Source organism: Pseudomonas sp. 50_B, assembly GCF_017491625.1.
In the GTDB taxonomy this organism is placed as follows: domain Bacteria; phylum Pseudomonadota; class Gammaproteobacteria; order Pseudomonadales; family Pseudomonadaceae; genus Aquipseudomonas; species Aquipseudomonas danubii.
On the sequence record NZ_JAFGYX010000020.1, the window covers coordinates 39,727 to 63,508 of the forward strand.

Sequence of the window (23,782 nt, forward strand, 5' to 3'; positions counted from 1 at the left end):
TTGCGCGGCTCAGCCGGCTTGCAGTCGGGCAGCCGCCCGCAGGGTGATCTCCCGGCGCTTGTGCAGGGAATCCGCTGCCCGGCTGCGGGCCTCTTGCACCACGCTGGCCGGGGCGGTGTCCGGGCTGCCGGCCTCGAACGGCGGCGCCGGGGCGTACTCCAGTTGCAGTTGCACCCGCTGCGCGGTGGCGGCGTCGAACAGTTCGGCGGCCAGGGTCAGGGCGAAGTCGATGCCGGCGGTAATGCCGCCGCCGGTCAGCAGGTTGCCGTCACGCACCACCCGCTCGCGCACCGGGATCGCCCCCAGGGGTGCCAGCAGTTCGTGGTAGGCCCAGTGGGTGGTGGCGCGCTTGCCCTGCAGCAGGCCGGCGGCGCCAAGCACCAGGGAGCCGGTGCACACCGAGGTCACATACCGCGCCCGGGCCGCTTGCCGACGGATGAACGCCAGGGTCTGGGGATCTTCCATCAAGGGCCCGACACCGGCGCCCCCGGGAATGCAGAGCACATCCAGGGGCGGGCAGTCGGCAAAGCCGGTGGTGGCCTGTAGCACCAGGCCGGAGCTGGCGATCACCGGCCCGGTTTCCTTCCAGAGCAGGTGCAGCTGTACGTCGGGCAGCGAGGCCAGCACGTCGTGGGGACCGGTCAGGTCCAGTTGTTGAACCTCTGGAAACAACAGAAAACCTATCTGCACTGTCATGGCCTGTTCCTTGTGTGGGTGGGGTGGACGGCTTGACTCTAGCGTTCTAGGATTTGGCGCATACGCCAACCTGCCCTCGATTTACGCCAATCATGTCCAGCTCCGCGAAAAATGTGTTTGTCCTGGCCTTCGCCAATGCCCAGTTGCTGGATGTCACCGGCCCGTTGCAGGTGTTTGCCTCGGCCAATGACCGGGCCCGTGGCCTGGGCTTGCCCTTGCCCTACAACCCCAGGGTCATTGCCAACCCGGGCGGGGCGACCCTGAGTTCATCGGGGCTGGCGCTGCTGGCCGAGGCCCTGCCGGCGCCGGAGGTGGCCTGCGACACCTTGATCATTGCCGGCGGTTGGGGCGTCTATGAGGCGGCTCGGGACCCGCAGCTGGTGGCCTGGGTCGCCCAGCGCGCAACGGCCTCGCGGCGGGTGGCCTCGGTCTGCACCGGGGCTTTTTTGCTGGCCGCCAGTGGCTGGCTGGACGGGCGCCGGGTGGTGACCCACTGGACCCGCTGCGATCAACTGGCCGAGCAATACCCGCAGCTGCGGGTGGAGCCCAATCCGATCTTTATCAACGATGGCCCGGTGTGGACCTCGGCCGGAGTCACCGCCGGTATCGACCTGGCCCTGGCCCTGGTGGAGGCCGACCTGGGGCGCGAGGCGGCGCTGGATGTGGCCCGGCAACTGGTGGTGTTTCTCAAGCGCCCGGGCGGCCAGTCGCAGTTCAGCGTGACCCTGTCGCTGCAAAACAGCGGCGGGCGTTTCGATGGCTTGCACGCCTGGATTGCCGAGAATCTCAGTCGCGAGCTGACCTTGCCGATCCTGGCCCAGCAGGCGGGCATGAGCGAGCGCAGCTTCGTCCGTCACTACCGCGCCGACACCGGCCAGACCCCGGCCCGGGCCATCGAACTGATCCGCGTGGAAACCGCCCGGCGCCTGCTGGCCGACACCGGCCTGCCGATCAAACGCATCGCCGCCCAATGCGGTTTTGGCAGTGAAGAAACCCTGCGCCGCAGCCTGCTGCGGGCCCTGGGGGTGACGCCCCAGGCCTACCGCGAACGTTTTGCCAGCACCGAGCAGGTCTGAGCCCAGGGGCGCGGTTCAGCCTTCGACCAGGCTCAGCTGGCCGTCGCTATACAGCACTTCGCGGCCGACCCAGGCCGTGTCCACTTGCGGCAGCACCGCCGACGGCTTGCGCAGTTCCCGCAGTAGCGTGGAGCCGTGGGACAGGCGCCCACCCATGCGCGCGATCACGGCCCGGGCCGCTTGGTAGTGAGCGTGGCGCCCGGGATCGAGGGTATCTTCCAGGAGGATATCGACCCCCAGCACGCCCTGGACCTGCCCCGGATAGATCATGAAGCCCGCGGCCTGCTCGCTGCCTTCGCGGCCGTCCTGCCAGAAGCTGCCGCCGCGGCTGCGCGGCTGCTCGTGGGGGGCGAACCAGTAGCCGCGATCGGCCTCGGGCACGGCGTGGTGCAGGCGGAAAAAGATCCGCATCAGGTTGTCCCGGTACCACTCGCGCACTTGCAGGTAGTAGCCGCGCATGCCCGGCAAACCCAGGCGGTGGGCCAGGGTGATGGCCGGGCTCCAGTGCGGGAAAGCCTGCAGCGGCAACTCCGTGCAGGGCGGGCGCGGGGTGCCGGGGTCGGTTTCCCAGGGCAGGCGATGGGGGCTGTGGTCCAGGTTGTCGTAGGCGGTGGGCGGGCGCCCCAGCAGCGCGCCGCCGCTGCTGGCCAGGGCGGTGGCGATGCACAGGTTGCCCTGCACCACGAACACATAGAAACGGCTGAACCAGTCCGCCAGTTGTTGGCCATCGGCAGCGCTCTGATGCAACTGCGCCAACTCGTCATCGAAGCGCCGCAGGCCGCGTTCCAGGGTCAGCAGATGGCCTCGGGCAACGTGCTGCATGCGCAGGAAACGCGGCAGCGAGCGCAGCAGCCGCAGCGGGCGCAGGGGCAGCTCCGGGGTGGCGCCACCGACTTCCCCGGCGTAGCTGGAGGAGGGCAGGCCCCAATCGGCCAGGCGCGCCAGGAACAGGTCGTTGTTGATATAGGAAGCCCCGCCGAACACCGCGGTGAAGGGTTCGTTGTCCTGCAGCACCCGGCTGTCCCAGCGGGCCATGATCGCCGGGATGCTCGCCGCCGCGCGGCGCTGGCCGTACTCGACGAAGCGGCTGGGCTGGGGCGGCAGGATTTCGGCGATATTGGCTGCGGTCAGGTGCCGGCGCCAGCCGTAGTCGCTGATGGGGCGGTACTGCAGCAGCCACAGTTGCTGACCGTCCCAGGCCCATTCCACATCGCCGGGCACATAGTGGAAGACCTTCAGCACCCCTTGCAGGAAGTCCCACAAGGCACTGGCGTCGAGTCCCTGGGTGCTGGCGAAGTGGCCACTTTCCCAGGCACTGCCCAGCCGCGAGAGCACCGCCCGCTGGGGGCTGACCTGACCGTCGGCGAGGCTTTCCAGATGGCCTTCGACCCACTCCAGCTCCACCGCGAGATGACGCACGAAGGCGATCCCCGACAGGGTCGGCTGGATGAAGCGCTGCACCACCACTTCCTCGACGCCGGCGTCCCGCAGCTCGCTGATACGCGCAGGCACGTCCGCGCTGGCGACCCGCAGGTAAGTGGTGCTCAGCCCGGCATTGGCCGAGTCGGCCTGATCTTCGCCGTAGCTGGAAGAACGCACCGCCCACAGGGCCTGCGGCTGGCTGGCGAGCAGGGCCGGCAAGCGCGGGTCGCCGGCGCTGTCCAGGGACAGGGCGCTGGGCACCGGCTGGCCGGCCAGTTGCGCCAGGTGCAGGCGGCCGCCCTTGGTGTGGGCGACAAAGCCCGGATCGGCGGACTCCAGCCAGTCGACGAACGCCGTCGGCGCATCGATCCAGGGGTAATGGCCCCAGCCCGGCTTGAGGCTGATCCGCAGGTCGGCCCGGGCCAGGATCGCCGACCAGGCCGCAGCCTGGGCCATCCCCAGCAGCCGGTCCTGGTCGCCCCAGACCAGGTGCACCGGGTCCTTGATCCACTCCAGCAGTGGCAGCGCGGTGTCGGCCCGCAGCTGTTGCCACAGCGGCACGAAAGCCCGGCAGCGGGCATAGCCCGAGCCCATGCGCTGGTATTGCTCCTGGGTCCACGGCTGGCGCGAGAACTTGCCGGCGAACAGGGTCGGTTTATGGCTGAGCAAGCCATGAATCAGCAGGCGCGCCGGCAGCGGCGACATCAGTGCCGGCAGGCGCCGTTGCCAGAGAAAGGCCCCCACCGGAGACAGCAGCACACTGCGCGAGAAATGCCCGGGGCGGCGTTGCAAGGCGTGCAGCACGATCAACGCGCTGACCCCCACCGCGACAATCGCGTTGCCCGGCGCCGTCATGCCCAGCAAGGCCTCGGCGTACTCACCGAGGTCATTGCAAGGAGGCAGCGGATTGTCGCCAAAGCCCGGCAGTTCCAGCGGCTGCACCTGATAGCGCTGAAAGTGCGGCAGGGCATCGTCCCACCAGTCGGCGGCGCTGCCATTGCCCGCCAGCAGGTACAACAGGGGCTTGCTCATGGGCATTCCTCAGCTCAGGTCAGGTCGCGCAGGGCGGCGTCCAGGGTCGGGTAACGGAAGCGGTAGCCGGCCTGCAGCAGGCGCGCGGGCACCACCTTCTGGCCGTCGAAGAACAGCTCGGCCATTTCCCCGGCCAGGGCTCGCACCGGCGCGGCCGGCACATGCAGCCACACCGGACGCTTGAGCACCTTGCCGACGGTGGTGGCGAAGGTGCCCTGGCTCACCGCTTCCGGCGCCACCATGTTGTAGGTGCCGGACAGGGACGCGTCGTTCATCGCCCGGGCCATCACCTGCAACACGTCGTCGCGGTGCACCCAGCTCATGATCTGCCGACCATCGCCCATGCGTCCGCCAAAGCCGAAATGGAAGGGCAGCAGCAGGGGTTTCAAGGCGCCGCCGGGACCGAACACGATGCCCAGGCGCAGCACCACCTGGCGCACGCCGAAACGGGTGGCCGGTTCCGCCGAGGACTCCCAGCGTGCGCACAGATCGGCCATGAAGCCTTCACCGCGCTCGGCGTTTTCATCCAGGCTCTGGTTGGCGTCGCGCACCCCGTAGAAGCCGATGGCCGACGCCTGGATCCACAGCTCCGGCTTGTGCTGTGCGTGTTGCAGCCAGTTGAGCAGGGCCTCGGTGGTGCCGACCCGGCTGGCCAACAGTTGCGCCTGGCGCTTGGCCGACCAGCGCGGCCCGGCCACCGGGGCGCCGGCCAGGTTGATGATCACGTCGAAGGCCTCGCCATGGCCCAGCTTGCTCAACGAGCGCAGGCAGCGGGCACGACCGTCGAACAGGTAGGCGGCGCGCAGCGGATCGCGGGCCAGCACGCTGACGGTGTGCCCGGCATCCAGCAGTTGGTTGACCAGGGTTTCACCGATAAAGCCGGTGCCACCGGTGACCAGCACCCGTTTGCCGGCACCGCCGGCAAAGGGATTGGCGCCCTGGCCCTGGCGTTGCAAGCGCAACGCCGCCAGGCCGTCACGAATCCCCGAGGCCGTCACACCGACGGCGAACAGGCTCAGGGCCCAGCCTTGCCAACCCATATCGATAGGGCTCAAGGCGCTGGGCAGGCGCGACCACTCCAGCAGTTGCAGGCCGTACAGGGCGAAGAAGGCCCCGGCATTGATCGCCAGCACGGTGTGCATGATGCGTTCGATGGCCGGCAGCTTGCGGCTGCGGTCCTCGACCACGAAGTCCCACAGGGTCAGGCCGATTTCCAGGGCGAACAGCACGGCGATCACCAGCGCCCAGATGCCCTGGAACGCCAGGTGGGCAATGCCCATGAACAGTACGCCGTAGAAGCACGAGCGCAGGGCATGGATCGCCAGCTCCTTGCGCGCGCCGTGGCGTTGCGGCAGGGCCACGGTGAGTTCGTGATGGTAGATCGTGTCCAGGGCGCCGAGCACGCCCTGGGCGAGCAACAGGGCGATGGCCCACTGCAGGATTGGCAAATCAGCCACGATGGTGAAGTCCTTTTACGAGGGAAGACGAGAGGTACGGCGGTCGTGGCGCTGCAGCCACAGTAACGGTGGCAGCAGCACCAGCAGGGCGAAGCTGTCGATCCACAGGTGCGCGGTCATGTTCATCTGCCACGACAGCCACATGTCCTGGGGCGCCCACAGCACAATCCCGGCCATCAGCCAGGCCCAGGCCGCCGGTGCCCGCAGGCGGTTGCCCAGGTGCACCAGGCCCAGCAGGTACAACGAATAGCTTTGCAGGGTGGCGCCGAACAGGCCCAGCCACCAGACCTGCTGGGCCCGGGCCGGCGCCGGTGCGGCGGCGCCCCAGAAGGCCTGTTCGATACTGGCCAGGTAGTCGTTGAACAGGCCGCTGTGGCCGGCCCAGGTCAGCAGCAGTCCGGCCAGCAGATGGCCGGCGCCGACAGCGTAGAGCCAAAGCACCAGGGCCCGGCGCAGGCCGGGCCGGGGGGAAGTCGTGGCGGGTAACATTCCATGTCCTGTGGGGGATCAAAGGCGCGAAGTGTACCGATTTTTCCCCGGCATGGCGTGCAGCCTGCAGCTCTTCTCAGGCGTTCTGGAGCAACTCCAGCAGCGCGTCGAGGGTGGCTTGCGGGGCTTCCTGGGGCAGGTTATGGCCGACGCCGGGCAGGATACTGCGCTGATAGGGCCCGCTGAACAGGCCGATATCGGGGTCCGGCTCGGTCGCCGGGCCGACCCCGTCGTCGGCGCCACAGAGGGCGATGGTCGGCACCTGGATCGGCGGTTGTGCCTGCAACGCCTGCTCGATGCTTTCCAGGCTGGGGTCGCCGGGTACGTAGCCGAAGCGATGGCGGTAGGAATGGATCACCACTTCGACAAAGTCCGGGTTGTCGAAGGACGGCGCGGTAAGGCCATAGCACTGCGGTCCCTGCTTCCAGGTCGGCGACCACTGGCGCCACAACAGCTCGCAGAAGGCCCGACGGTTGGCCGTCAGCCCATCCACCCCGCGCTGGGTGTTGAAGTAGTACTGGTACCACAACCGGTGCTCGGTCTCTGGCGCCCTGGGTTCGCAGGCCCCGGGGATGTCCTGGATGTTGTAGCCGTCGGCGCTCATCAGGCCCTTGACCCGCTGCGGCCACAGGGCGGCGACGATGCAGGCGGCGCGACCGCCCCAGTCGTAGCCAGCGAGGGTGGCTTGGGGCAACTGCAGTGCATCCATCAGCTCCAGCAGGTCCCGGGCCAGGGCGGCCTGCTGCCCGGAGCGCATGATCTGCTCGCTGACAAAGCGCGTCGGGCCGTAGCCCCGCAGGTAGGGAACGATGACCCGATAGCCGCGCTCGGCCAGGGGCGGGGCGATCTCGTCGTAGGCCCGCACGTCGTAGGGAAAACCGTGGAGCAGGATCACCGGCTCGCCAGTGGCAGGGCCGTGTGCTTCATAGGCAAGGTGCAGGCTGGGGGTCGTGACCTGATGCAGGGTGGCTGAGCTGGGCATGGTGGCTCCGGGGTTCGGTGACTTGAAACACCCTAGCTCAAAACGGTTACGGCTGATCTAGAGCGACTCGTACTGGCCGTCCTGGTCGACGTAGAACACCTCGCTGAGGTACCAGCGCTGGCCGCTGAAGATCAGGTGGTAGTGGTAATCGGCAGCAAAGCCCTCGCCGGGGCTGATTGCCCGGGTTTTCACTAGCGCGCGATCCGCGGTTCGGCTGCTGGAGAGGATCTGCTCGTACGCCGTGCCGTGGCTGGCCGGGGAACTGAAGGCAATGGGCTGGCCCTGAAAGCCCGGCAGGCAGAACTTGGTCAGCAACTGGGCGTACTCCTGCTGTGCCAGATCCATCGATTGCAGGGGCGCGTTGTCCGCTTGGCGGGCGCTGGCCCTGTCGCTCCACTGCTGATAGTCGGCAATGAATTGCCGGACCAGCGCTTCGGGCGAATCGCTGAACGAGGCGCACAAGGCGGGGTTGCAGAACAACAGGGCAAGCAGGGCGACAATTTTTTTCATGGGTGGGGAGTCACTTGCGTTTTGGTAGGCGAACGGCGCGCAGGCGCGGAGTCTAGCGCTGCTTGGCACCTGGCGTATCGATGGCCTCACACTGCCTTCGCCGGCACGCCGGCTTCTACAGTTCGTCGCTGCGGATCAGGTGCTTGAAGTGATGTCGCCACAGGTCAATACCCAGGCCGCCGCTGCGGTCCAGGGATGAACCCACCGTCAGGTCGGTAAGCAGGGTCGGCTGCAATCCGGCATCGAACAGGGCAAAGCCGGCGGCCAGCACGCAGGTGTCGGTCTGGATGCCACACACCAGCACGCGTTCGGGACAGAGGCTTTTCAGGTAGTCGAGTATCTCTGCCGTTGGCCCATAGCCGTGCTTGATGAAAACCTTATCGGCGGCCACCAGGCTCTGGTCGTCCGCCGCCGGTTGCCAGCCCAGTTGCCGGGCGAAGGGCGTGCGGCTTTCATCATGGCGTTCCACCGTGGCCACCGAGGGCATCTGTCCCAGCAGTGCGTTGATGCCTTCCACCAGCCATGGCGGTGGGTTGAAACAGGGTTGCACATCAATGATCAGCAGCACCTGATGCATGCCGTTTCTCCTTGGGGCTCGGGTGAAAAGCTCGTCAGTGTGCCGCCAGTTAACACGTCAGGCGAGCGTCGCTGGCTGGCGCAGGCCGATGCAGTTGCCCCAGGGGGCCTGCACCTGGCAGATCCGTTCACCGCCTTGATCGGAGAGTCGGGCATGGGGCCAATTCCGTTTCTGGCGGGCACAAAGGGCTGAGCGCTTCGGTCAGCACCGGAGCCGGGCTCAGGGTGTCAGAGCGTTCAGTTCGGTTGCTGCCGCCGCAGCCCGCGCAGCAGCAGCTCAAGCCCCTGCAGCGACTCATCGAGGCGGGCCTCAGGCTGCTCGGCGGCGGCAATCCACAGTGCGGCCTCCACCAGGCTGCCGTTGATCAATCGCGCCAGGGCCTGGGGCGACGCCGGTTCGATCACCTGCTCCTGGATCAGCCGGCTCAGCAGGGCACCAAGGGTGTCGATGCACTGATCCTCGCCGGCCTGGGTGACGTCCCCCAGCACCGCCCGTGCGTCTTGCAGGACGATGCGTTGGATTTCCGGCTCCAGCGCCATCTCCAGATAGGCCTGGCAACGCTGGCAGAAAGCCTCCCAGGGATCGGCAACCTCGCTGGAGATGGCCTCCAGGCGTTGATCCATTTCCCCGTCGATCTGTTCCACTACCGCCGCCAGCAACCCCTGCTTGTCGCCGAAGTGGTGATACAGCGCGCCGCGGGTCAGCCCGGCTTCAGCGGTCAGGTCGTCCATGGACGTCTTGGCATAGCCCAGGCGGGCAAAGGCCTGGCGCGCGCTGGCAATCAGCCTGGCGCGGGTGGCTTCGATCATCTCGGCGCGAGGGCGGCGGCTCATGAACACAGTTCTCCAACAAAGGGTGGGTTGACATACGCGGCGTATGTTTACATGATTTTTGACATACGCGGCGTATGTATTTTTACTGCGCGAGCACTTTGTGGCAAGTTGCAGCCCCCCCAAGGAGTCGTTGTAAATGGCAAACCCCTATCGCGAACTGTTCAAGGCCCCCGGCAGTCGGGCGTTCGTCCTGGCCGGCATGATCGCGCGCATGCCGATCTCCATGACCGGCATCGGCCTGATCACCATGCTCGCGCAGCTCCATGGCGGTTATGCCCTGGCCGGTTCCGTGGCGGCCACCTTTGCCTTGGCCACGGCCTTCTGCGCGCCCCAGGTGTCACGCTGGGTGGACCGCTTCGGCCAGGGCAGGGTGCTGCCCCTGGCCGCGGGCCTTGGAGGCGGTGCCTTGCTGGCGCTGCTGCTGTGCACGCGTTTGCAGGCCCCGCACTGGACTCTGTTCATCTGCGCCGCCCTGGCCGGCTGCATGCCCAGCATGTCGGCCATGGTCCGCGCCCGCTGGACCGAGCTGTACCGTGGCCAGCCGCAGTTGCAGACCGCCTACGCCCTGGAGTCGGTGCTCGATGAGGTCTGCTTCATCATCGGTCCCCCGGTGTCGGTGGGCCTGTGCGTGGGGCTGTTCCCCGAGGCCGGGCCCCTGGCCGCGCTGTTGATGCTGGCCCTGGGGGTGAGTGTGTTCGTCATGCAGAAAAGCACCGAGCCGCCGGTGCACCCCCACGAGGAGGGGCATGCGGGCTCGATCATTCGCTCCGCTGAAATCCGCCTGTTGATCCTGTTGATGGTGGCCATGGGCACCATAGTCGGCGTGGTGGATGTGGTCAGCGTGGCCTTTGCCCAGCACCAGGGGCAGCCGGCGGCGGCGAGCATCGTGCTCTCGGTGTACGCCATCGGCTCGTGCCTGGCGGGCATTGCCTTCGGCGCGCTGAAACTGGCCACGCCCTTGCCCCGGCTGTTCATGTACGGCGGTATCGCCACGGCCCTGGCCACCTTGCCGCTGCTCTGGGCGAGCAATGTCTTTGGCCTGTCCCTGGCGGTGTTCGTCGCCGGGCTGTTTTTCTCCCCGACCCTGATTGTCGCCATGGCCCTGGTGGAGCGCATCGTGCCCCCGGCCAAGCTCACCGAGGGCCTGACCTGGCTGGTCACCGGCCTGAGCATCGGCGTGGCCCTGGGGGCAGCGGGGTCCGGGTTCCTGGTGGACCATTTCGGCGCCCGCAGCGGCTTCTGGCTGGCCCTGGGCGGCGGCGCGGTGGTGCTGGGGGCGGCGTTGCAGAGCTATCGACGCCTGATGCGCGATGCCCCTGAGCCGGATGCCACCTGAGTCCGACGTCAGCTGAATCCGACGTCGCCTCAAAACCACCAGCAAGCGTGCGGCCTGAGCGGGCGCCTCCTGCTGGCGTGCGCCTGAGCGTGGACGGTGCGTTCATCCGGCCAGGCGAGGGGGGTATTTCCCGACCATACTTGCCCCACGTTGCCTGACCTGTGCGTCGCGGCCGCGTTTTTTCTGGCCGGGGATTGCACATGAACTATTTCAGCATACGAGCACGGCTCATCGTTCTTATCGTTCTGATGCTGGTGGGCAGCCTGGCGATAGGGGTTTCGGGTCTGCTGGGGGTAGAGGGGGTCCTGGGGCGGCTCAACAGCGTCTATCTGGATCGTGTGGTGCCCTTGCGGGACTTGAAGCAGGTGGCTGATCTGTACGCGGTGAATATCGTCGACAGCAGCCACAAGGCCCGCAATGGCAGCTTGTCATTCAAGGAAGCTCGGCAGCGGGTGGAGGAGGCCGAGCAGCAGATCGCGGACATCTGGAAGGCCTACAAGGCCACGTTGCTGATCGATGAAGAGGTGCGCCTGATCGAGCGCATCGAGCCCTTGATGGTCCAGGCCAAGCAGCCATTGCAGAAGCTCAAGACCTTGCTCGGCAGCGAAGACAAGGCCGGCTTGGCGCTGTTCACCGCCCAGGAACTGTATCCGGTGATTGATCCGCTGTCAGAGGACTTCAATCAACTGATTGCCGTGCAACTGCAGGAGTCGTCTCGCAGTTACGAACAGGGCAAGCGGGTCTATGAGAACAATGTGCTGTTCACCTGGGGACTGCTGCTGATTCTCCTGTGTGGCGGTGGCGGCTTTGCGTGGTTGCTCAGCCGCAGCATTACCCAGCGTTTGGATGGGCTGCAAAAGACGGTGGCCCGCACCGCCTCGGGGGATTTGCGTGAGCCGGTGAAGGTCGCCGGTCGCGACGAGATCAGTCAGGTTCAGCTGTCGCTGCAGAGCATGCAGAACACCTTGCGCGATACCTTGCAGGCGATTCAGGCCAGCGCTACGCAATTGCACAAGCAAGCCCAGGGGCTGCGTGTGACCGCGACCAGCAACAAACAGGGCATCAGCCAGCAGAACCAGGAAATCGAGCTGGCCGCGAAAGCGGTCAACCAGATGTCCCTGGCGGTGGATCAGGTCGCTCGCAACGCCAACCTGACCTTCGACTCCACCCGTGATGCGCAGCGCGAGGCCCGTTCAGGGCGTGAACAGGTGGGGCAGACCTGCCTCACCATCGAACAGCTGGGACAGCGGTTGCAGACGACCTCGGGCACCATCACGCGGCTGGCCGATGAAGTGTTGTCCATCAGCCGAGTGCTGGAAGTGATTCGCGCCATTGCCGAACAGATCAACCTGCTGGCCCTCAATGCGGCCATCGAGGCCGCCCGGGCAGGCGAGCAGGGGCGAGGGTTTGCCGTCGTCGCCGACGAAGTCCGAGCGCTGGCGCAACGCACCCAGAGCTCCACTGCGGAAATCGAAGGCATGATCACCTCCGTTCAGGCCACCAGCCGTGAGGCGGTGCAGGCGATGGTCGCGAACAATGAGTATGTCGAGCGCAGCAATGCGAAGGCGTTGGAGGCTGACGGGGTGCTGGCGCAGATTGCCGAGCGCATCGTTCAGATCAACGAAATGAACCAGGCAATTGCCAGCACCGCAGAGCAACAGGCGCAGGTTTCCCGGGAAGTCGATCAGAATCTGCTGGCGATTCGCGACGTGGCGGTACACAACGTCGACAGCGCGGCACAGACTTCCAGCGTCAGCGACCAGTTGGCGAGCCTGGCGGGAGACCTGCATGGCCAGGTCCAGCGCTTCCAGCTATGAGCACCTTGGACCGGCTCGCCACGCTTACGCGGCGTCGCAGACAACCGGTTAGCGCCGGCCCATGGGTTGCCGTCCGCTTGCCGGGGGCGAGCGCGTCCTAATTTCTCCGCCTTGCACTGCGTTTCCTTAACAGATCATCTGTCGAGGGATAAACCGTGACCCAATTGAACCTGCTGTGCCTGCCGTATTCCGGCGCCAGCGCCATGGTCTACAGCCGCTGGCGGCGCAAGCTGCCTCAGTGGCTGCACCTGACACCCGTGGAACTGCCCGGGCGCGGCGCCCGTTACACCGAGCCCCTGCACACCGACATGCGGGTGCTGGCGATGCAGCTTGCCCGGGAACTCCAGAGCACGTTGCGCGCGCCCTATGCCCTGTTCGGCCACAGCCTGGGGGCCTTGCTGGCCTGTGAGCTGGCCCACGCCCTGCGCGCCCTGGGGTGTCCGGAACCGGTGGCGCTGTTCGCTTCCGGGACAGCGGCACCGACCTTGCGCAGCGAATACGACCGAGGGTTTGCCGAGGCCAAGACTGACCAACAGCTGATCGAGCAGTTGCGTACCCTCAATGGCACCAGCGAAGAGGTGCTGGCCAACCAGGAACTGATGAGCCTGACCTTGCCGATCCTGCGGGCCGACTTCCTGCTGTGCGGGCGTTTTCGCCCGCTGCAGCGCCCGTTGCTCAATTGCCCGGTGCATGTGCTGGGGGGCACGACCGACCGCGCCACCAGCGAACAACTGATTGGCTGGAGCCAGGAAACCTGCGGCAGCTTTTCCGTGGACATGCTCGCGGGCGGGCACTTCTTCATCCACGAGCAGGAAACCAAGGTGCTGAGCCTGATCAAGGGCCACCTGGAAGTGCATCGCCGGCGCCACCTGCAACCGGTAGCCGCGCTTTCCTAGCGGCTACAGACATGCTCCCTGTAGCCGCTGCCGCAGGCTGCGCACGGCCCGCAGGGACGCAAAAAACCTGAGGGCTCCAAAGGTTCGACTGGCGATCGCCAAGCAAGGGCCTTCGGGCCTTTGCGCAGCTTCGCGGGCTCGGCAGCGGCTATAGGGAATAGGGGGGCGGTTGGTGGGCTCAACCCAGGGACATACCCAGGCGCCAGTAACCCATCAGGGTCAGGTTGCGCCGTTCCTGGCCGCGCTCGTTGATCAGATGGCGGCGGATGCTCATCACCGTCGCCGACTCGCCGGCTATCCAGGCATAGAAATGGTTGTCTGCTGGCGCTGCGGTGTCCCAGAGCCGTTGCGCGTCGTGGCGCTCGGAAACCTTGAGCGGCCGGCGGCCACCGTTGGGCGGTGGCAGCTCGGCCAGCTCCCGGGCGGCATGGAGCAGGGTTTCACCGTGTTGGGCATTGAGCACGTCCCGAGGCAGCCAGTTGACCCGGGTCTGCGGATGGCAGCGCAGGTCGATGCAGTCGCTTTCGCAGGGCACCTCGATGAACACCTGCACGTCCGGGTAATCCGGGTAATCCTGCAACTCCTCCAGAATCCCGGCGATGGCGGGCAGGGCGGTTTCATCGCCCATCAGCAGCACCTTGCCAATCCCCGCCGGCGGCAGCCACTCATAACCGCCGGGGTCACCGCTGTAGGCCTTGTTCGGCACCACCATCTGCAGGCGGTCGCCGGGCCGGGCGTGGGTGGCCCAGGCAGAGGCCGGGCCGTTGACCCCGTGCAGCACGAAATCCACATCCATCTCTGCCGGCTGCATGCGCAAGGCACGAATGGTGTAAGTGCGCATCGGTGGCTGCTGCTCGGCCGGCAACTGGCGCCGGGCCGCTTGCCAGTCGCCTTCCACCGGCAATTGCGCAGGCGTGCCGTCGGCCCCGGGAAACAGCAGCTTGATGCGCTGGTCCGGGGCCAGGGTGCGGGCCTGGGCGATGTCCTCGCCGCCGAACACCAGGCGGGTCATGGAGGGGCTGAGGTCGATGCGTTGCTTGAGTTCGACGTTGATCAGCCGGTAGCTCCGGGGTTGTTGGGCGCCGGCACCTACCAGCTTGCGCAAGCCATTTGCCAGTGAGCTGGCCAGGGAAGTGGCTGAGGACATGATCGCGACCTTATTAAGGGGAAGGTCCTGATTTGACGAGCCGCAAGCGCTGGAATTTACCGTGCAAGCCCTGATCTGGCTGTCGCGCAGGGGGTTAATTTTTCACCAGGCCCATCCGTTTCGTAGGGATAGCCGAGCCAACGCTCGATACCCAACATGTACGGATGAATCCAGATGAACGCTGAAAAGTCCCTGAAACTTGCACGCCGATTTATCGAGCTGCCGCTGGAGAAGCGCCGGTTGTTCCTCGATAGTCTGCGGGCGGAAAATATCGACTTTTCGTTGTTTCCAATCCCTGCCGACGTGGCCGTGGAGGACCGTCAGGAACTGTCCTACGCCCAGCGGCGCATGTGGTTCCTGTGGCAGCTGGACCCCGAGAGTGGCGCCTACAACCTGCCGGGGGCGGTGCGTCTGACGGGGGCGCTGAATCACCAGGCGCTGGAGCAGGCATTCGCCGCCCTGGTGGCGCGCCACGAGACCCTGCGCACGGTGTTCAAGCGCCACGCCGATGATCGCCTGGAACAGGCTGCGGCAGAGGTCGAGCTGGCCGTGCAATACCTGGATCTGAGTGCAACCGATGCATCGGAACAGGAGCAGGCGGTGGCGGCACAGGCGCAGCAGCAGTCGCTGCTGCCGTTCGACCTGGCAACCGGTCCGTTGCTGCGGGTCAAGCTGATCAGGCTGGCCGCCGAGGAGCACGTGTTGCTCCTGACCTTGCACCATATCGTCTCTGACGGCTGGTCGATGAACGTGCTGATCGACGAGTTCATCCGTTGCTACGACGCCTTCGAACGGGGCGATCAGCCGCAACTGCCGGCGTTGCCAATCCAGTACAGCGACTATGCCTTGTGGCAGCGGCGCTGGCTGGAGGCAGGGGAGCAGGCACGGCAGCTGGAGTACTGGCAGGCGCAGTTGGGGAGCGAGCATCCGGTGCTGGAACTGCCCACTGACCATGGACGCCCGGCGATGCCCAGCTACCGTGGCACCCGCTATGACTTCGCCGTGGCGCCGGAGTTGGCCGAGCAACTGCGGGCTTTGGCCAAACAGCACAATGTGACCCTGTTCATGCTGTTGCTCGGCGCCTTCAATGTGCTGCTGCACCGTTACAGCGGCCAGGACGACATTCGCGTCGGCGTACCCATCGCCAACCGCAACCGCGCCGAGGTCGAAGGCCTGATCGGCTTTTTCGTCAACACTCAGGTGCTGCGCACCCAGCTCACCGGCCAGATCCGGGTCAGCGAACTGCTGCAGGCCGTCAAAGAGGCGGCGCTGGGTGCCCAGGCTCATCAGGACCTGCCGTTCGAGCAACTGGTTGAAGCCTTGAAGCTGGAGCGCAACCTGAGCCACACACCGCTGTTCCAGGTGATGTACAACCACCAGCCCCAGGTGGCGGATATCAGCACGGTACAGACAGCGTCCGGGCTGGAGCTGAGCCTGGTGCAATGGCAGAGCCGCACCACCCAGTTCGACCTGACCCTGGACACCTACGAGAAGTCCGGCAAGCTGCACGCCGCCCTGACCTACGCCGAAGACCTGTTTGACGCTGACACCATCGCACGCATGGCGCGGCATTGGACCGCACTGCTGCAAGGCATGCTGGAGGATGCCGAGCAGCGCATCGGCGAGTTGCCGATGCTCGATGCCCGGGAGCGCCAGACCCTGGTGCACGATTGGAACGCCACGGCGCAGGCTTACCCCACCGGGTTGAGCATGCCGCAACTGATCGAAGCTCAGGTCCGGCGTACCCCCGACGCCTGCGCCTTGGTGTTCGGCGAGCAGCAACTGAGCTACGCCGAACTGGATGCCCGAGCCAACCGGCTGGCCCGCTTGCTGCGTGAACTGGGTGTGGCGGCGGATGTGCTGGTGGGCATCTGCATCGAACGCTCCATCGAAATGGTCGTGGGCCTGCTGGCGATCCACAAGGCCGGTGGCGCCTACGTGCCCCTGGACCCGGAATACCCCCGGGACCGCTTGGCCTACATGATCGAGGACAGCGGCATCCGCCTCTTGCTGAGCCAGCGTTCGCTGCTGCCGCTGCTGGATTTCCAAGCCGATGCAGAGGCGCTCAAGGTCATCCTCCTGGACCAGGATCAGGACGCGCTGCTGGCTTATGACAGCGGCCCGCTGGAGACGCCGGTCGACCCGCTGAACCTGGCCTATGTGATCTACACCTCGGGTTCCACCGGCAAGCCCAAGGGGGCTGGCAACAGCCACGCGGCGCTGGTCAACCGTCTGTACTGGATGCAGCAGGCCTATGGCCTGGACGCCAGTGACGCGGTGCTGCAGAAAACCCCGTTCAGCTTCGACGTCTCGGTCTGGGAATTTTTCTGGCCGCTGATGACCGGTGCCCGGCTGGTGGTGGCGGCCCCGGGGGCCCACCGTGAGCCGGCGCGCCTGATCGACACCATCATCGACCACGGCATCAGCACCCTGCACTTTGTGCCCTCGATGCTCCAGGCCTTCATCCATGAGCAGGGCGTGTCGGCCTGCGCCAGCCTCAAACGCATCGTTTGCAGTGGCGAGGCCTTGCCCCTGGATGCCCAGCAGCAGGTCTTCGCCCGATTGCCGGGCGCTGGCCTGTACAACCTCTACGGCCCGACCGAGGCGGCGATCGACGTCACCCACTGGACCTGTGTCGACGAAGGCGCAAGCAGCGTGCCGATTGGCCAGCCGATCGCCAACCTGCGTACCCATGTCCTGGATGCCCAGTTGCAACCGGTACCGGCGGGTGTTGCCGGTGAGCTCTATCTGGGCGGCCTCGGGCTGGCTCGCTGTTATCACCGGCGCCCGGCCCTGACCGCCGAGCGCTTTGTACCTTGCCCCTTCCACCAGGGGGCGCGGCTGTATCGCACCGGCGACCGGGTGCGCCAGCGGGCCGATGGGGTGATCGAATACCTGGGCCGCCTGGACCATCAGGTCAAGCTGCGGGGCCTGCGTATCGAACTGGGTGAAATCGAAGCCCGGCTGATGCAGCACCCGAGCGTGCGCGAGGCCGTGGTGCTGGTGCAGAACGCCAAGCACCTGGTGGCGTATCTGGTGTTGCAAGAGGGCGCCCAGGCCCGGGGGTGTACCGACGAACTCAAGGCCTGGCTGGCCAGCAGCCTGCCGGAGTACATGGTGCCCCATCACCTGCTGGCCCTGGATCGCTTGCCGGTGACCGCCAACGGCAAGCTCGACCGCAAGGCCTTGCCGCTGCCCGAGACGGCGCCGCAACTGGCCTATGTGGCCCCGGAGAACGCCATGCAGAAGGCCCTGGCGGGCATCTGGTGCGATGTGCTGGGGCTCGCTCAGGTAGGCCTGGACGATAACTTTTTCGAGCTTGGCGGTGATTCGATCATCTCGATCCAGGTGGTCAGTCGCGCCCGTCAGGCCGGGGTCCGTCTGGCGCCCCGGGACCTGTTCCAGTACCAGAGCGTGCGCAGCCTGGCCCAGGTCGCGGTCCTCGACGATCAGCCGCAGATCGACCAGGGACCAGTGACCGGTGAGGTGCCGTTGACCCCGGTACAGCGCTGGTTCCTGGCTCAGGAGGTGCCTCGACCGGCGCACTGGAACCAGTCGTTGCTGCTGGACCCGCGCCAGCCCTTGCAGCCAGCGCTGTTGCAGGTGGCGTTGTTGCAGGTGGTCAATCATCACGATGCCTTGCGCCTGCGCTTTGTCGGCACGCAGCAGGGTTGGCAGCAGGCCTATGCCGAGCCTGCCAGCCACTTCGACTTGTGGCAGTGCCGGGTCGAGCATGACCAGGCCCTGGCGGCAGTGTGCGACGAGGCCCAGCGCAGCCTGGACCTGCAAGCCGGCCCCCTGGTACGCGCGGTCCTGGTGGAGCACGAGTCGGGTCGCCAGCAACTGTTGCTGGTGATCCACCACCTGGTGGTGGATGGGGTGTCCTGGCGGGTGCTGCTGGAGGACCTGCAACAGGCCTACCGGCAGTTGGCGGAAGCTCAGACGGTGCAACTGCCACCCAAGACCAGTGCCTATCAGGCCTGGGCCCGGCGCTTGCGGGAGCATGCGCCGCAGCGCGAGACCGAACTGCCGTACTGGCTGGCGCAGCAGAGCGGAGCCGGCGACTTGCCCTGTGACAACCCAGCGGGCGGCCTGCAGAACCGTCATGGCCGCAAGATCGAGTCGCGACTGGATGTGGGGCTGACCCGCAAACTGCTGCAACAGGCTGTGAGCGCCTATCGCACCCAGGTCAACGACCTGCTGTTGACCGCCCTGGCTCGCGTACTGTGCCGCTGGACCGGGCAGGCTTCGGCCCTGATCCAGTTGGAAGGGCATGGTCGCGAGGACCTGTTCGACGATCTGGACCTGACCCGCACCCTGGGCTGGTTCACCAGCCTGTACCCGGTGCGCCTGCAGCCGGCCGAGCAAGCTGGGGCTGCAATCAAGGGGATCAAGGAGCAACTGCGCGCGATCCCCGGCAAGGGGCTGGGCTACGGCTTGCTGCGCTACCTGGGCAGCCCGGCCCAGCGTCAGGCGCTGGCGGCATTGCCGCAGCCACGGATCACCTTCAACTACCTGGGCCAGTTCGATCGCCAGTTCGATGAGCAGGCGTTGTGGACGCCGGCCAGCCAGAGCAGCGGGCAGGCTCAGGACCCACAGGCACCCCTGGCCAACTGGCTGACCCTGGAAGGCCAGGTCTATGGCGGCGAACTGGCGTTGCAGTGGGGCTACAGCGAGGAAATGTTCAGCGACTCCAGCATCCAGCGGCTGGCCGATGACTACCTCGCCGAGCTGCGCCTGCTGATCGAGCATTGCTGTGGGCTGGATCAGGCCCAAGCTACGCCTTCGGACTTCCCGCTGGCACGGATCTCCCAGCAACAGCTCGACGCGCTGCCGGTGCCGGCGGCTGCCATCGAGGACCTGTATCCGCTGACGCCGATGCAGCAGGGCATGCTGTTCCATACCCTCTACGAGCCCCAGGAACAGGCCTACATCAACCAGTTGCGCCTGGACATCCACCGCCTTGATCCCCAGCGCTTTGCCGATGCCTGGCAGAGTGCCCTGGATCGCCACCCGATCCTGCGCAGCAGCGTGCACTGGGAAGGGCTGGACAGCGCCCATCAGTTGGTCAGGAACCGGGTCAAGGTGCCGTTGCAGGTCTTGGCATCGGCCCCGGCGGATCTCGATCTACTGGCCGCGCAAGAGCGTTCCCGGGGGTTCGAGCTGGATCGGGCGCCCTTGCTGCGCCTGCTGCTGGTGCCCATCGCCGACAACCACTGGCACCTGATCTACACCTGCCACCACCTGCTGCTCGATGGCTGGAGCAATGCCAGCCTGCTGGCCGAAGTGATCCAGTTGTACGGCGGCGCTCGCTTGCCGGCGCCCCAGGGTCGCTATCGCGACTACCTGGGCTGGTTGCAGCAGCAGTCAGCCCCGGCTGCACAACAGTTCTGGAGCGAGCGCCTGCACGCCATGGACTCGCCGACCTTGCTCGCCGACGGGGTGCGCAAGCCGGTGTCGGGCAGCGGCCATGGGCAGCACCTGGAAGGGTTCGACCAGGCGCTGACACAACGCCTGGGCAGCTTTGCCCGGCAGCAGAAGGTCACCCTGAACACCGTGCTGCAAGCCGCCTGGGCGCTGTTGCTGCAGCGTTATTGCGCGCAGCAGTGCGTGATCTTCGGTGCCACCGTGGCGGGGCGTTCGGCGCCGCTGCCGGGTATCGAGCAGCAGTTGGGGCTGTTCATCAATACCTTGCCGATCATTTGCCAGCCACGTTCGCAGTGCAGCGTGGGGCAATGGCTGGAGCAGATGCAGGCGCTCAATCTGGGCCTGCGCGAACACGAGCACGTGCCGCTCTACGAGATCCAGGGTTGGGCCGGGCACCAGGGCGCCCCCTTGTTCGACAGCCTGCTGGTGTTCGAGAACTTCCCCGTGGCCCAGGCCCTCAAGGAGGGGGCTCCGGCCGGGCTGCAGTTCTCCGGCCTGGCCAACCACGAGCAGACCAGCTATCCGCTGACCCTGGGCATCGAGTTGGGCGAGCACCTGAGCCTGGACTTCAGCTATGACCGCAGTCGTTTCAGTGCTGATCAGGTCCAGGGCTTCTGTGCCCAGTTGCGGCATTTGCTGCTGCAGTTCATGTCCGATCCCGACGCGGCCCTGGGGGGCTTGCAGTTGTTGAGTGAACAGGCGCGCCAGGACTTGCTGCAGCACAGCCAGCTGGCCGAGGTGGTGCCCGCCCAGGCGCCGCTGGTGCACCAGCGGATCGCCGCGCAGGCGGCGGCCACGCCCGAGGCGCTGGCGCTGGTGGTCGATGGCGAGCAACTGGACTATGGCCAGTTGAACGCCCAGGCCAACCGCCTGGCCCATTGCCTGCAAGCCCAGGGGATTGGCCCGGGGGATCGGGTCGGCCTGGCACTCAAGCGCGGCCCGCAACTGATCGTCAGCCTGCTGGCGGTGCTCAAGAGTGGCGCGGCCTATGTGCCCCTGGACCCGCAATACCCGCAAGAGCGTCTGGCGTTCATGATTGCCGACAGCCGCCTGAGCCTGCTGCTCAGCGACACCGGCACCTGGGCCGCGCCGCTGCTGCCCGACAGCGTGCTGCATTGGGATCTGCCGAGCCTGGCGCAACGCTTGAGCCATTGCTCCAGCGCCGATCCGCAGAACCGCGCCTGCCCGCAAGACCTGGCCTATGTGATCTACACCTCGGGCTCCACCGGGGTCCCCAAGGGCGTGGCCATCGATCACCGGGCCTTGTCGGCGTTCTGCGAAGCGGCGGCGGATTATTCGGCGCTCACCGCCACCGACAAGGTGCTGCAATTCGCCACCTTCAGCTTCGACGGTTTCGTCGAGCAGTGTTACCCAGCCCTTTGCCTCGGCGCGGCCCTGGTGATGCGCGGCGACGAGCCCTGGGCCGTCGAGCAACTGGCGGCGGTGATCGTCAGCCAGGGCGTGACCCTGGCCGACCTGCCGGCGGCTTACTGGCACTTGCTGGCCAAGCAGTGCATGGCCGACGGTATCCGCAGCCTGGGGCGCCTGCGCCAGGTGCATGTCGGCGGCGAGGCGATGTCGGTGGAGGGCTTGCGCCTGTGGCACGCCGCCGGGCTTGGGGGGGTACGCCTGCTCAATACCTACGGCCCGACCGAGGCCACCGTGGTCTCCAGTGTCCACGACTGCCGGGAGCAGGATGCCAGCGAGGTCTACGGCATCCCGATCGGCCAGCCGATCATCGGCCGCGCCCTGCGGATCATCGACGGCGACCTCAATCTGCTGCCCGAAGGCGGCACCGGAGAGCTGTGCATCGGTTCTGCGTCGAGCCTGGCCCAGGGGTATTTTGACCGGCCGGGACTGACCGCCGAGCGCTTCATTCCCGACCCCTTTGCCGGTCAGCCCGGCGCCCGGCTGTATCGCAGTGGCGACCTGGCGCGTTACAACCCGCAAGGGGCGATCGAGTACATCGGCCGCATCGATCATCAGGTGAAGATCCGCGGCTTCCGCATCGAACTGGGGGAAATCGAGGCGCGCCTGTCGGCTCGGCCAGATGTGCGTGAGGCGGTGGTGCTGGCCGTGCCGGCCAACAACGGCATGCAACTGGTGGCCTATGTGGTGCCCTCTGCGTTGCCTGGGGATACCGACGACGGCCTGGGCGATGCTCAGGCACAGGCCGAGCGTTGCGCGCTGATCAAGGCCGGGCTCAAGGAAACGCTGCCGGATTACATGTTGCCCAGCCACGTGCTGCTGTTGCCGCGCCTGCCCCTCAACCCGAACGGCAAGCTGGACCGCAAGGCCCTGCCCAAGCCGGACTTGAGTGCCTTGCAACAAGCCTATGTGGCCCCGCACAGCAAACTGCAGCAGCAGGTGGCGGCGATCTGGCAGAGCGTGCTCGAAGTCGAGCGGGTCGGCCTGCAGGACAACTTCTTCGCCCTGGGCGGGCACTCGTTGCTGGCCACCCAGGTCATCAGCCGGGTGCGGCATGAGCTGGGCTTGCAGGCCGCGCTGCGGACCCTGTTCGATGCGCCCGACCTGCAAGCCTTTGTCGCCGCCCTGGGCGCCACTGAGGCTCCGGAGGCGGCCCCGGCCTTGTGCCGGGTGGATGACTCGCGGCCACAGCCGTTGTCCTTTGCCCAGCAGCGCTTGTGGTTCCTCTGGCAGTTGGAGCCGCAGAGCTCGATGTACAACATCGCCCGGGCCCTGGAGTTGCGTGGCGAGCTGGACATCGAGGCGGTGCGGCAAGCCTTCGAATCACTGATGCAGCGGCATTCGGTATTGCGTACCACCTACAGCGAGGTCGAAGGCGAGAGCTGGCAGCACGTCCATCGCCACCTGCCGCTGTCGTTCGTGTTCGATGACCTGTGCGCCTTGCCAGTGGCCGAGCGCGAGACCATGGCCCAGCTGCAGTTGCAGCAACAGGCCGCGGAGCCCTTCGACCTGATCGCCGGCCCGCCGATGCGTGTACGCCTGCTGCGGCTGGAGCCGCAACGGCACCTGCTGCTCATGACCCTGCACCACATCGTCGCCGACCATTGGTCGTTCGGCATTCTGCCGACCGAGTTCGTAAGCCTGTATCACGCCCATCGGACCGCCACGGCCAGCCCGTTGCCGGAGTCGGCCCTGCATTACGTGGACTTCGCTGTCTGGCAGCGCCAATGGCTCGAAGGCGGTGAGCTGCAGCGTCAGCTCGATTACTGGCGTGATGTCCTGGGCGATGACCATCACCTCACGCGCTTGCCCGCCAGTGCCACGGTGCAGCCAGGGCAGGCGCCGTCACCCTTGTGCGATCTCCACGAGTTCCATTTTTCGGCGGCTCAGAGCCAGGCGCTGCGCGCCTTTGCCAGTGCCCAGGGGGTGACGTTGTACATGCTGCTGCTGGCAGGTTTTGCCCTGGTGGTGGGGCAGCGCAGCGACAGTTCGCGGGTGCGTCTGGGGACCGATATCGCTAACCGCAATCACGCCGGCGTTGAAGATCTGGTGGGCTTCTTCGTTAACCAACTGGTATTGCAGATAAGTGTCGAGGAACAACAGTGCGTCAGCGACTTGCTGCAGGTGACACGGAGCACGGTCATCGGTGCTTCGGATCACCAGGACCTGCCTTTCGAGCGCCTGGTGGAGGCGCTGCGGGTGGTCCGGCGCGCCGGTCGTTCGCCGTTGTTCAGCATCAAGTTCATCTATCAGGAAAGCCTTGATCAGCCCTTGTCGATCGACGGCCTGGACGTGCAGCCGGTGGCTGCCGGCAGGGCTGCCGCGGAGCTGGACCTGGTGGCCGAGTTCGTCAATGCGCCCCAGGGCATCTACCTCGGCCTGAAGTGCGATGCCGGGCTCTACACCGCCGCGGACATGGCGTGCCTGTTCGAGCAGTTGCAGGCGGTGTTCGAGCTGATGGTGGTCGATACCCAGGCGCCGTTGGCGGCGTTGCTGAACCAGGCACGGGATATCCAATACCTGCGCGAGCGAGACCAGTTGCAACAGCGCCAGGCCCTGCTCAAGCAACAGCACCCGATTCAGCGGCGCCGTCCAGGACGGGTGCCGGTCGAGTGAAGCCATATTGAACAATCATGCAGGCGCGTGCGATCGCCGCG

At 66.4% G+C, this 23,782-nt stretch carries 14 protein-coding genes; 5 read left to right on the forward strand and 9 right to left on the reverse strand.

The genetic code is table 11. The annotated features are described in order from the left end of the window. Nucleotides 1-9 precede the first annotated feature (9 nt). Nucleotides 10-696 (reverse strand): isonitrile hydratase, encoded by a 687-nt coding sequence (gene inhA, locus J5M73_RS23870; RefSeq protein ID WP_207816273.1) that lies wholly within the window; start codon nucleotides 694-696, stop codon nucleotides 10-12. A 92-nt stretch (nucleotides 697-788) separates the two neighbouring features. On the opposite strand from inhA, the gene J5M73_RS23875 reads away from it, so the two are divergent. Next, entirely contained in the window at nucleotides 789-1,772 is a 984-nt protein-coding gene (locus J5M73_RS23875) for a GlxA family transcriptional regulator (RefSeq protein ID WP_115580571.1), read from the forward strand. Between the two features lie 15 nt (nucleotides 1,773-1,787). Here J5M73_RS23875 and J5M73_RS23880 read toward each other — a convergent pair whose 3' ends face one another. The 7 genes from J5M73_RS23880 to J5M73_RS23910 form a co-directional block, all read right to left on the reverse strand. Then, nucleotides 1,788-4,226 carry an alpha/beta hydrolase gene (locus J5M73_RS23880; protein WP_207816274.1) on the reverse strand — a complete coding sequence of 813 codons (2,439 nt, stop codon included), beginning with the start codon at nucleotides 4,224-4,226 and terminating at the stop codon, nucleotides 1,788-1,790. 14 nt (nucleotides 4,227-4,240) lie between these two features. After that, nucleotides 4,241-5,683 carry a TIGR01777 family oxidoreductase gene (locus J5M73_RS23885; protein WP_207816276.1) on the reverse strand — a complete coding sequence of 481 codons (1,443 nt, stop codon included), beginning with the start codon at nucleotides 5,681-5,683 and terminating at the stop codon, nucleotides 4,241-4,243. A gap of 15 nt (nucleotides 5,684-5,698) precedes the next feature. Then, a complete protein-coding gene (locus J5M73_RS23890) occupies nucleotides 5,699-6,172 on the reverse strand; it encodes a hypothetical protein (RefSeq protein ID WP_102861770.1) in 474 nt (157 codons plus the stop codon). A gap of 76 nt (nucleotides 6,173-6,248) precedes the next feature. Further along, nucleotides 6,249-7,154, reverse strand: coding sequence for an alpha/beta hydrolase (locus J5M73_RS23895; protein ID WP_207816278.1), 906 nt, complete (start codon nucleotides 7,152-7,154; stop codon nucleotides 6,249-6,251). A 57-nt stretch (nucleotides 7,155-7,211) separates the two neighbouring features. After that, nucleotides 7,212-7,664: a hypothetical protein gene (locus J5M73_RS23900; RefSeq protein ID WP_207816279.1), complete on the reverse strand. Its 453-nt coding sequence runs from the start codon at nucleotides 7,662-7,664 to the stop codon at nucleotides 7,212-7,214. 115 nt (nucleotides 7,665-7,779) lie between these two features. Next, nucleotides 7,780-8,241: a cysteine hydrolase family protein gene (locus J5M73_RS23905; RefSeq protein WP_102861767.1), complete on the reverse strand. Its 462-nt coding sequence runs from the start codon at nucleotides 8,239-8,241 to the stop codon at nucleotides 7,780-7,782. Nucleotides 8,242-8,477: 236 nt separating this feature from the next. Continuing rightward, a complete protein-coding gene (locus J5M73_RS23910; RefSeq protein ID WP_102861766.1) occupies nucleotides 8,478-9,074 on the reverse strand; it encodes a TetR/AcrR family transcriptional regulator in 597 nt (198 codons plus the stop codon). 136 nt (nucleotides 9,075-9,210) lie between these two features. On the opposite strand from J5M73_RS23910, the gene J5M73_RS23915 reads away from it, so the two are divergent. The 3 genes from J5M73_RS23915 to J5M73_RS23925 all read left to right on the forward strand — a co-directional run bounded on the left by J5M73_RS23915 (nucleotide 9,211) and on the right by J5M73_RS23925 (nucleotide 13,123). After that, nucleotides 9,211-10,410: an MFS transporter gene (locus J5M73_RS23915; protein WP_102861765.1), complete on the forward strand. Its 1,200-nt coding sequence runs from the start codon at nucleotides 9,211-9,213 to the stop codon at nucleotides 10,408-10,410. 200 nt (nucleotides 10,411-10,610) lie between these two features. Next, a complete protein-coding gene (locus J5M73_RS23920) occupies nucleotides 10,611-12,227 on the forward strand; it encodes a methyl-accepting chemotaxis protein (protein WP_207816281.1) in 1,617 nt (538 codons plus the stop codon). Nucleotides 12,228-12,382: 155 nt separating this feature from the next. Next, nucleotides 12,383-13,123: an alpha/beta fold hydrolase gene (locus J5M73_RS23925; protein ID WP_102861763.1), complete on the forward strand. Its 741-nt coding sequence runs from the start codon at nucleotides 12,383-12,385 to the stop codon at nucleotides 13,121-13,123. Between the two features lie 178 nt (nucleotides 13,124-13,301). Here J5M73_RS23925 and J5M73_RS23930 read toward each other — a convergent pair whose 3' ends face one another. Further along, the gene (locus J5M73_RS23930; protein WP_207816282.1) at nucleotides 13,302-14,270 is read right to left on the reverse strand and encodes a siderophore-interacting protein; all 969 of its coding nucleotides are present in this window, start codon (nucleotides 14,268-14,270) and stop codon (nucleotides 13,302-13,304) included. A 174-nt stretch (nucleotides 14,271-14,444) separates the two neighbouring features. Here J5M73_RS23930 and J5M73_RS23935 point away from each other — a divergent pair, with 174 nt between their 5' ends. Further along, nucleotides 14,445-23,741: a non-ribosomal peptide synthetase gene (locus J5M73_RS23935; protein WP_102861761.1), complete on the forward strand. Its 9,297-nt coding sequence runs from the start codon at nucleotides 14,445-14,447 to the stop codon at nucleotides 23,739-23,741. The last annotated feature ends 41 nt before the right edge of the window (nucleotides 23,742-23,782 follow it).

Coding starts and splice junctions, on each gene's coding strand:
- J5M73_RS23935 (WP_102861761.1), top strand. CDS start 14,445: ATGAACGCTGAAAAGTCCCTGAAACTTGCACGCCGATTTATCGAGCTG.
- J5M73_RS23900 (WP_207816279.1), bottom strand. CDS start 7,664: ATGAAAAAAATTGTCGCCCTGCTTGCCCTGTTGTTCTGCAACCCCGCC.
- J5M73_RS23880 (WP_207816274.1), bottom strand. CDS start 4,226: ATGAGCAAGCCCCTGTTGTACCTGCTGGCGGGCAATGGCAGCGCCGCC.
- J5M73_RS23875 (WP_115580571.1), top strand. CDS start 789: ATGTCCAGCTCCGCGAAAAATGTGTTTGTCCTGGCCTTCGCCAATGCC.
- J5M73_RS23890 (WP_102861770.1), bottom strand. CDS start 6,172: ATGTTACCCGCCACGACTTCCCCCCGGCCCGGCCTGCGCCGGGCCCTG.
- J5M73_RS23915 (WP_102861765.1), top strand. CDS start 9,211: ATGGCAAACCCCTATCGCGAACTGTTCAAGGCCCCCGGCAGTCGGGCG.
- J5M73_RS23930 (WP_207816282.1), bottom strand. CDS start 14,270: ATGTCCTCAGCCACTTCCCTGGCCAGCTCACTGGCAAATGGCTTGCGC.
- J5M73_RS23910 (WP_102861766.1), bottom strand. CDS start 9,074: ATGAGCCGCCGCCCTCGCGCCGAGATGATCGAAGCCACCCGCGCCAGG.
- J5M73_RS23905 (WP_102861767.1), bottom strand. CDS start 8,241: ATGCATCAGGTGCTGCTGATCATTGATGTGCAACCCTGTTTCAACCCA.
- J5M73_RS23920 (WP_207816281.1), top strand. CDS start 10,611: ATGAACTATTTCAGCATACGAGCACGGCTCATCGTTCTTATCGTTCTG.
- J5M73_RS23895 (WP_207816278.1), bottom strand. CDS start 7,154: ATGCCCAGCTCAGCCACCCTGCATCAGGTCACGACCCCCAGCCTGCAC.
- inhA (WP_207816273.1), bottom strand. CDS start 696: ATGACAGTGCAGATAGGTTTTCTGTTGTTTCCAGAGGTTCAACAACTG.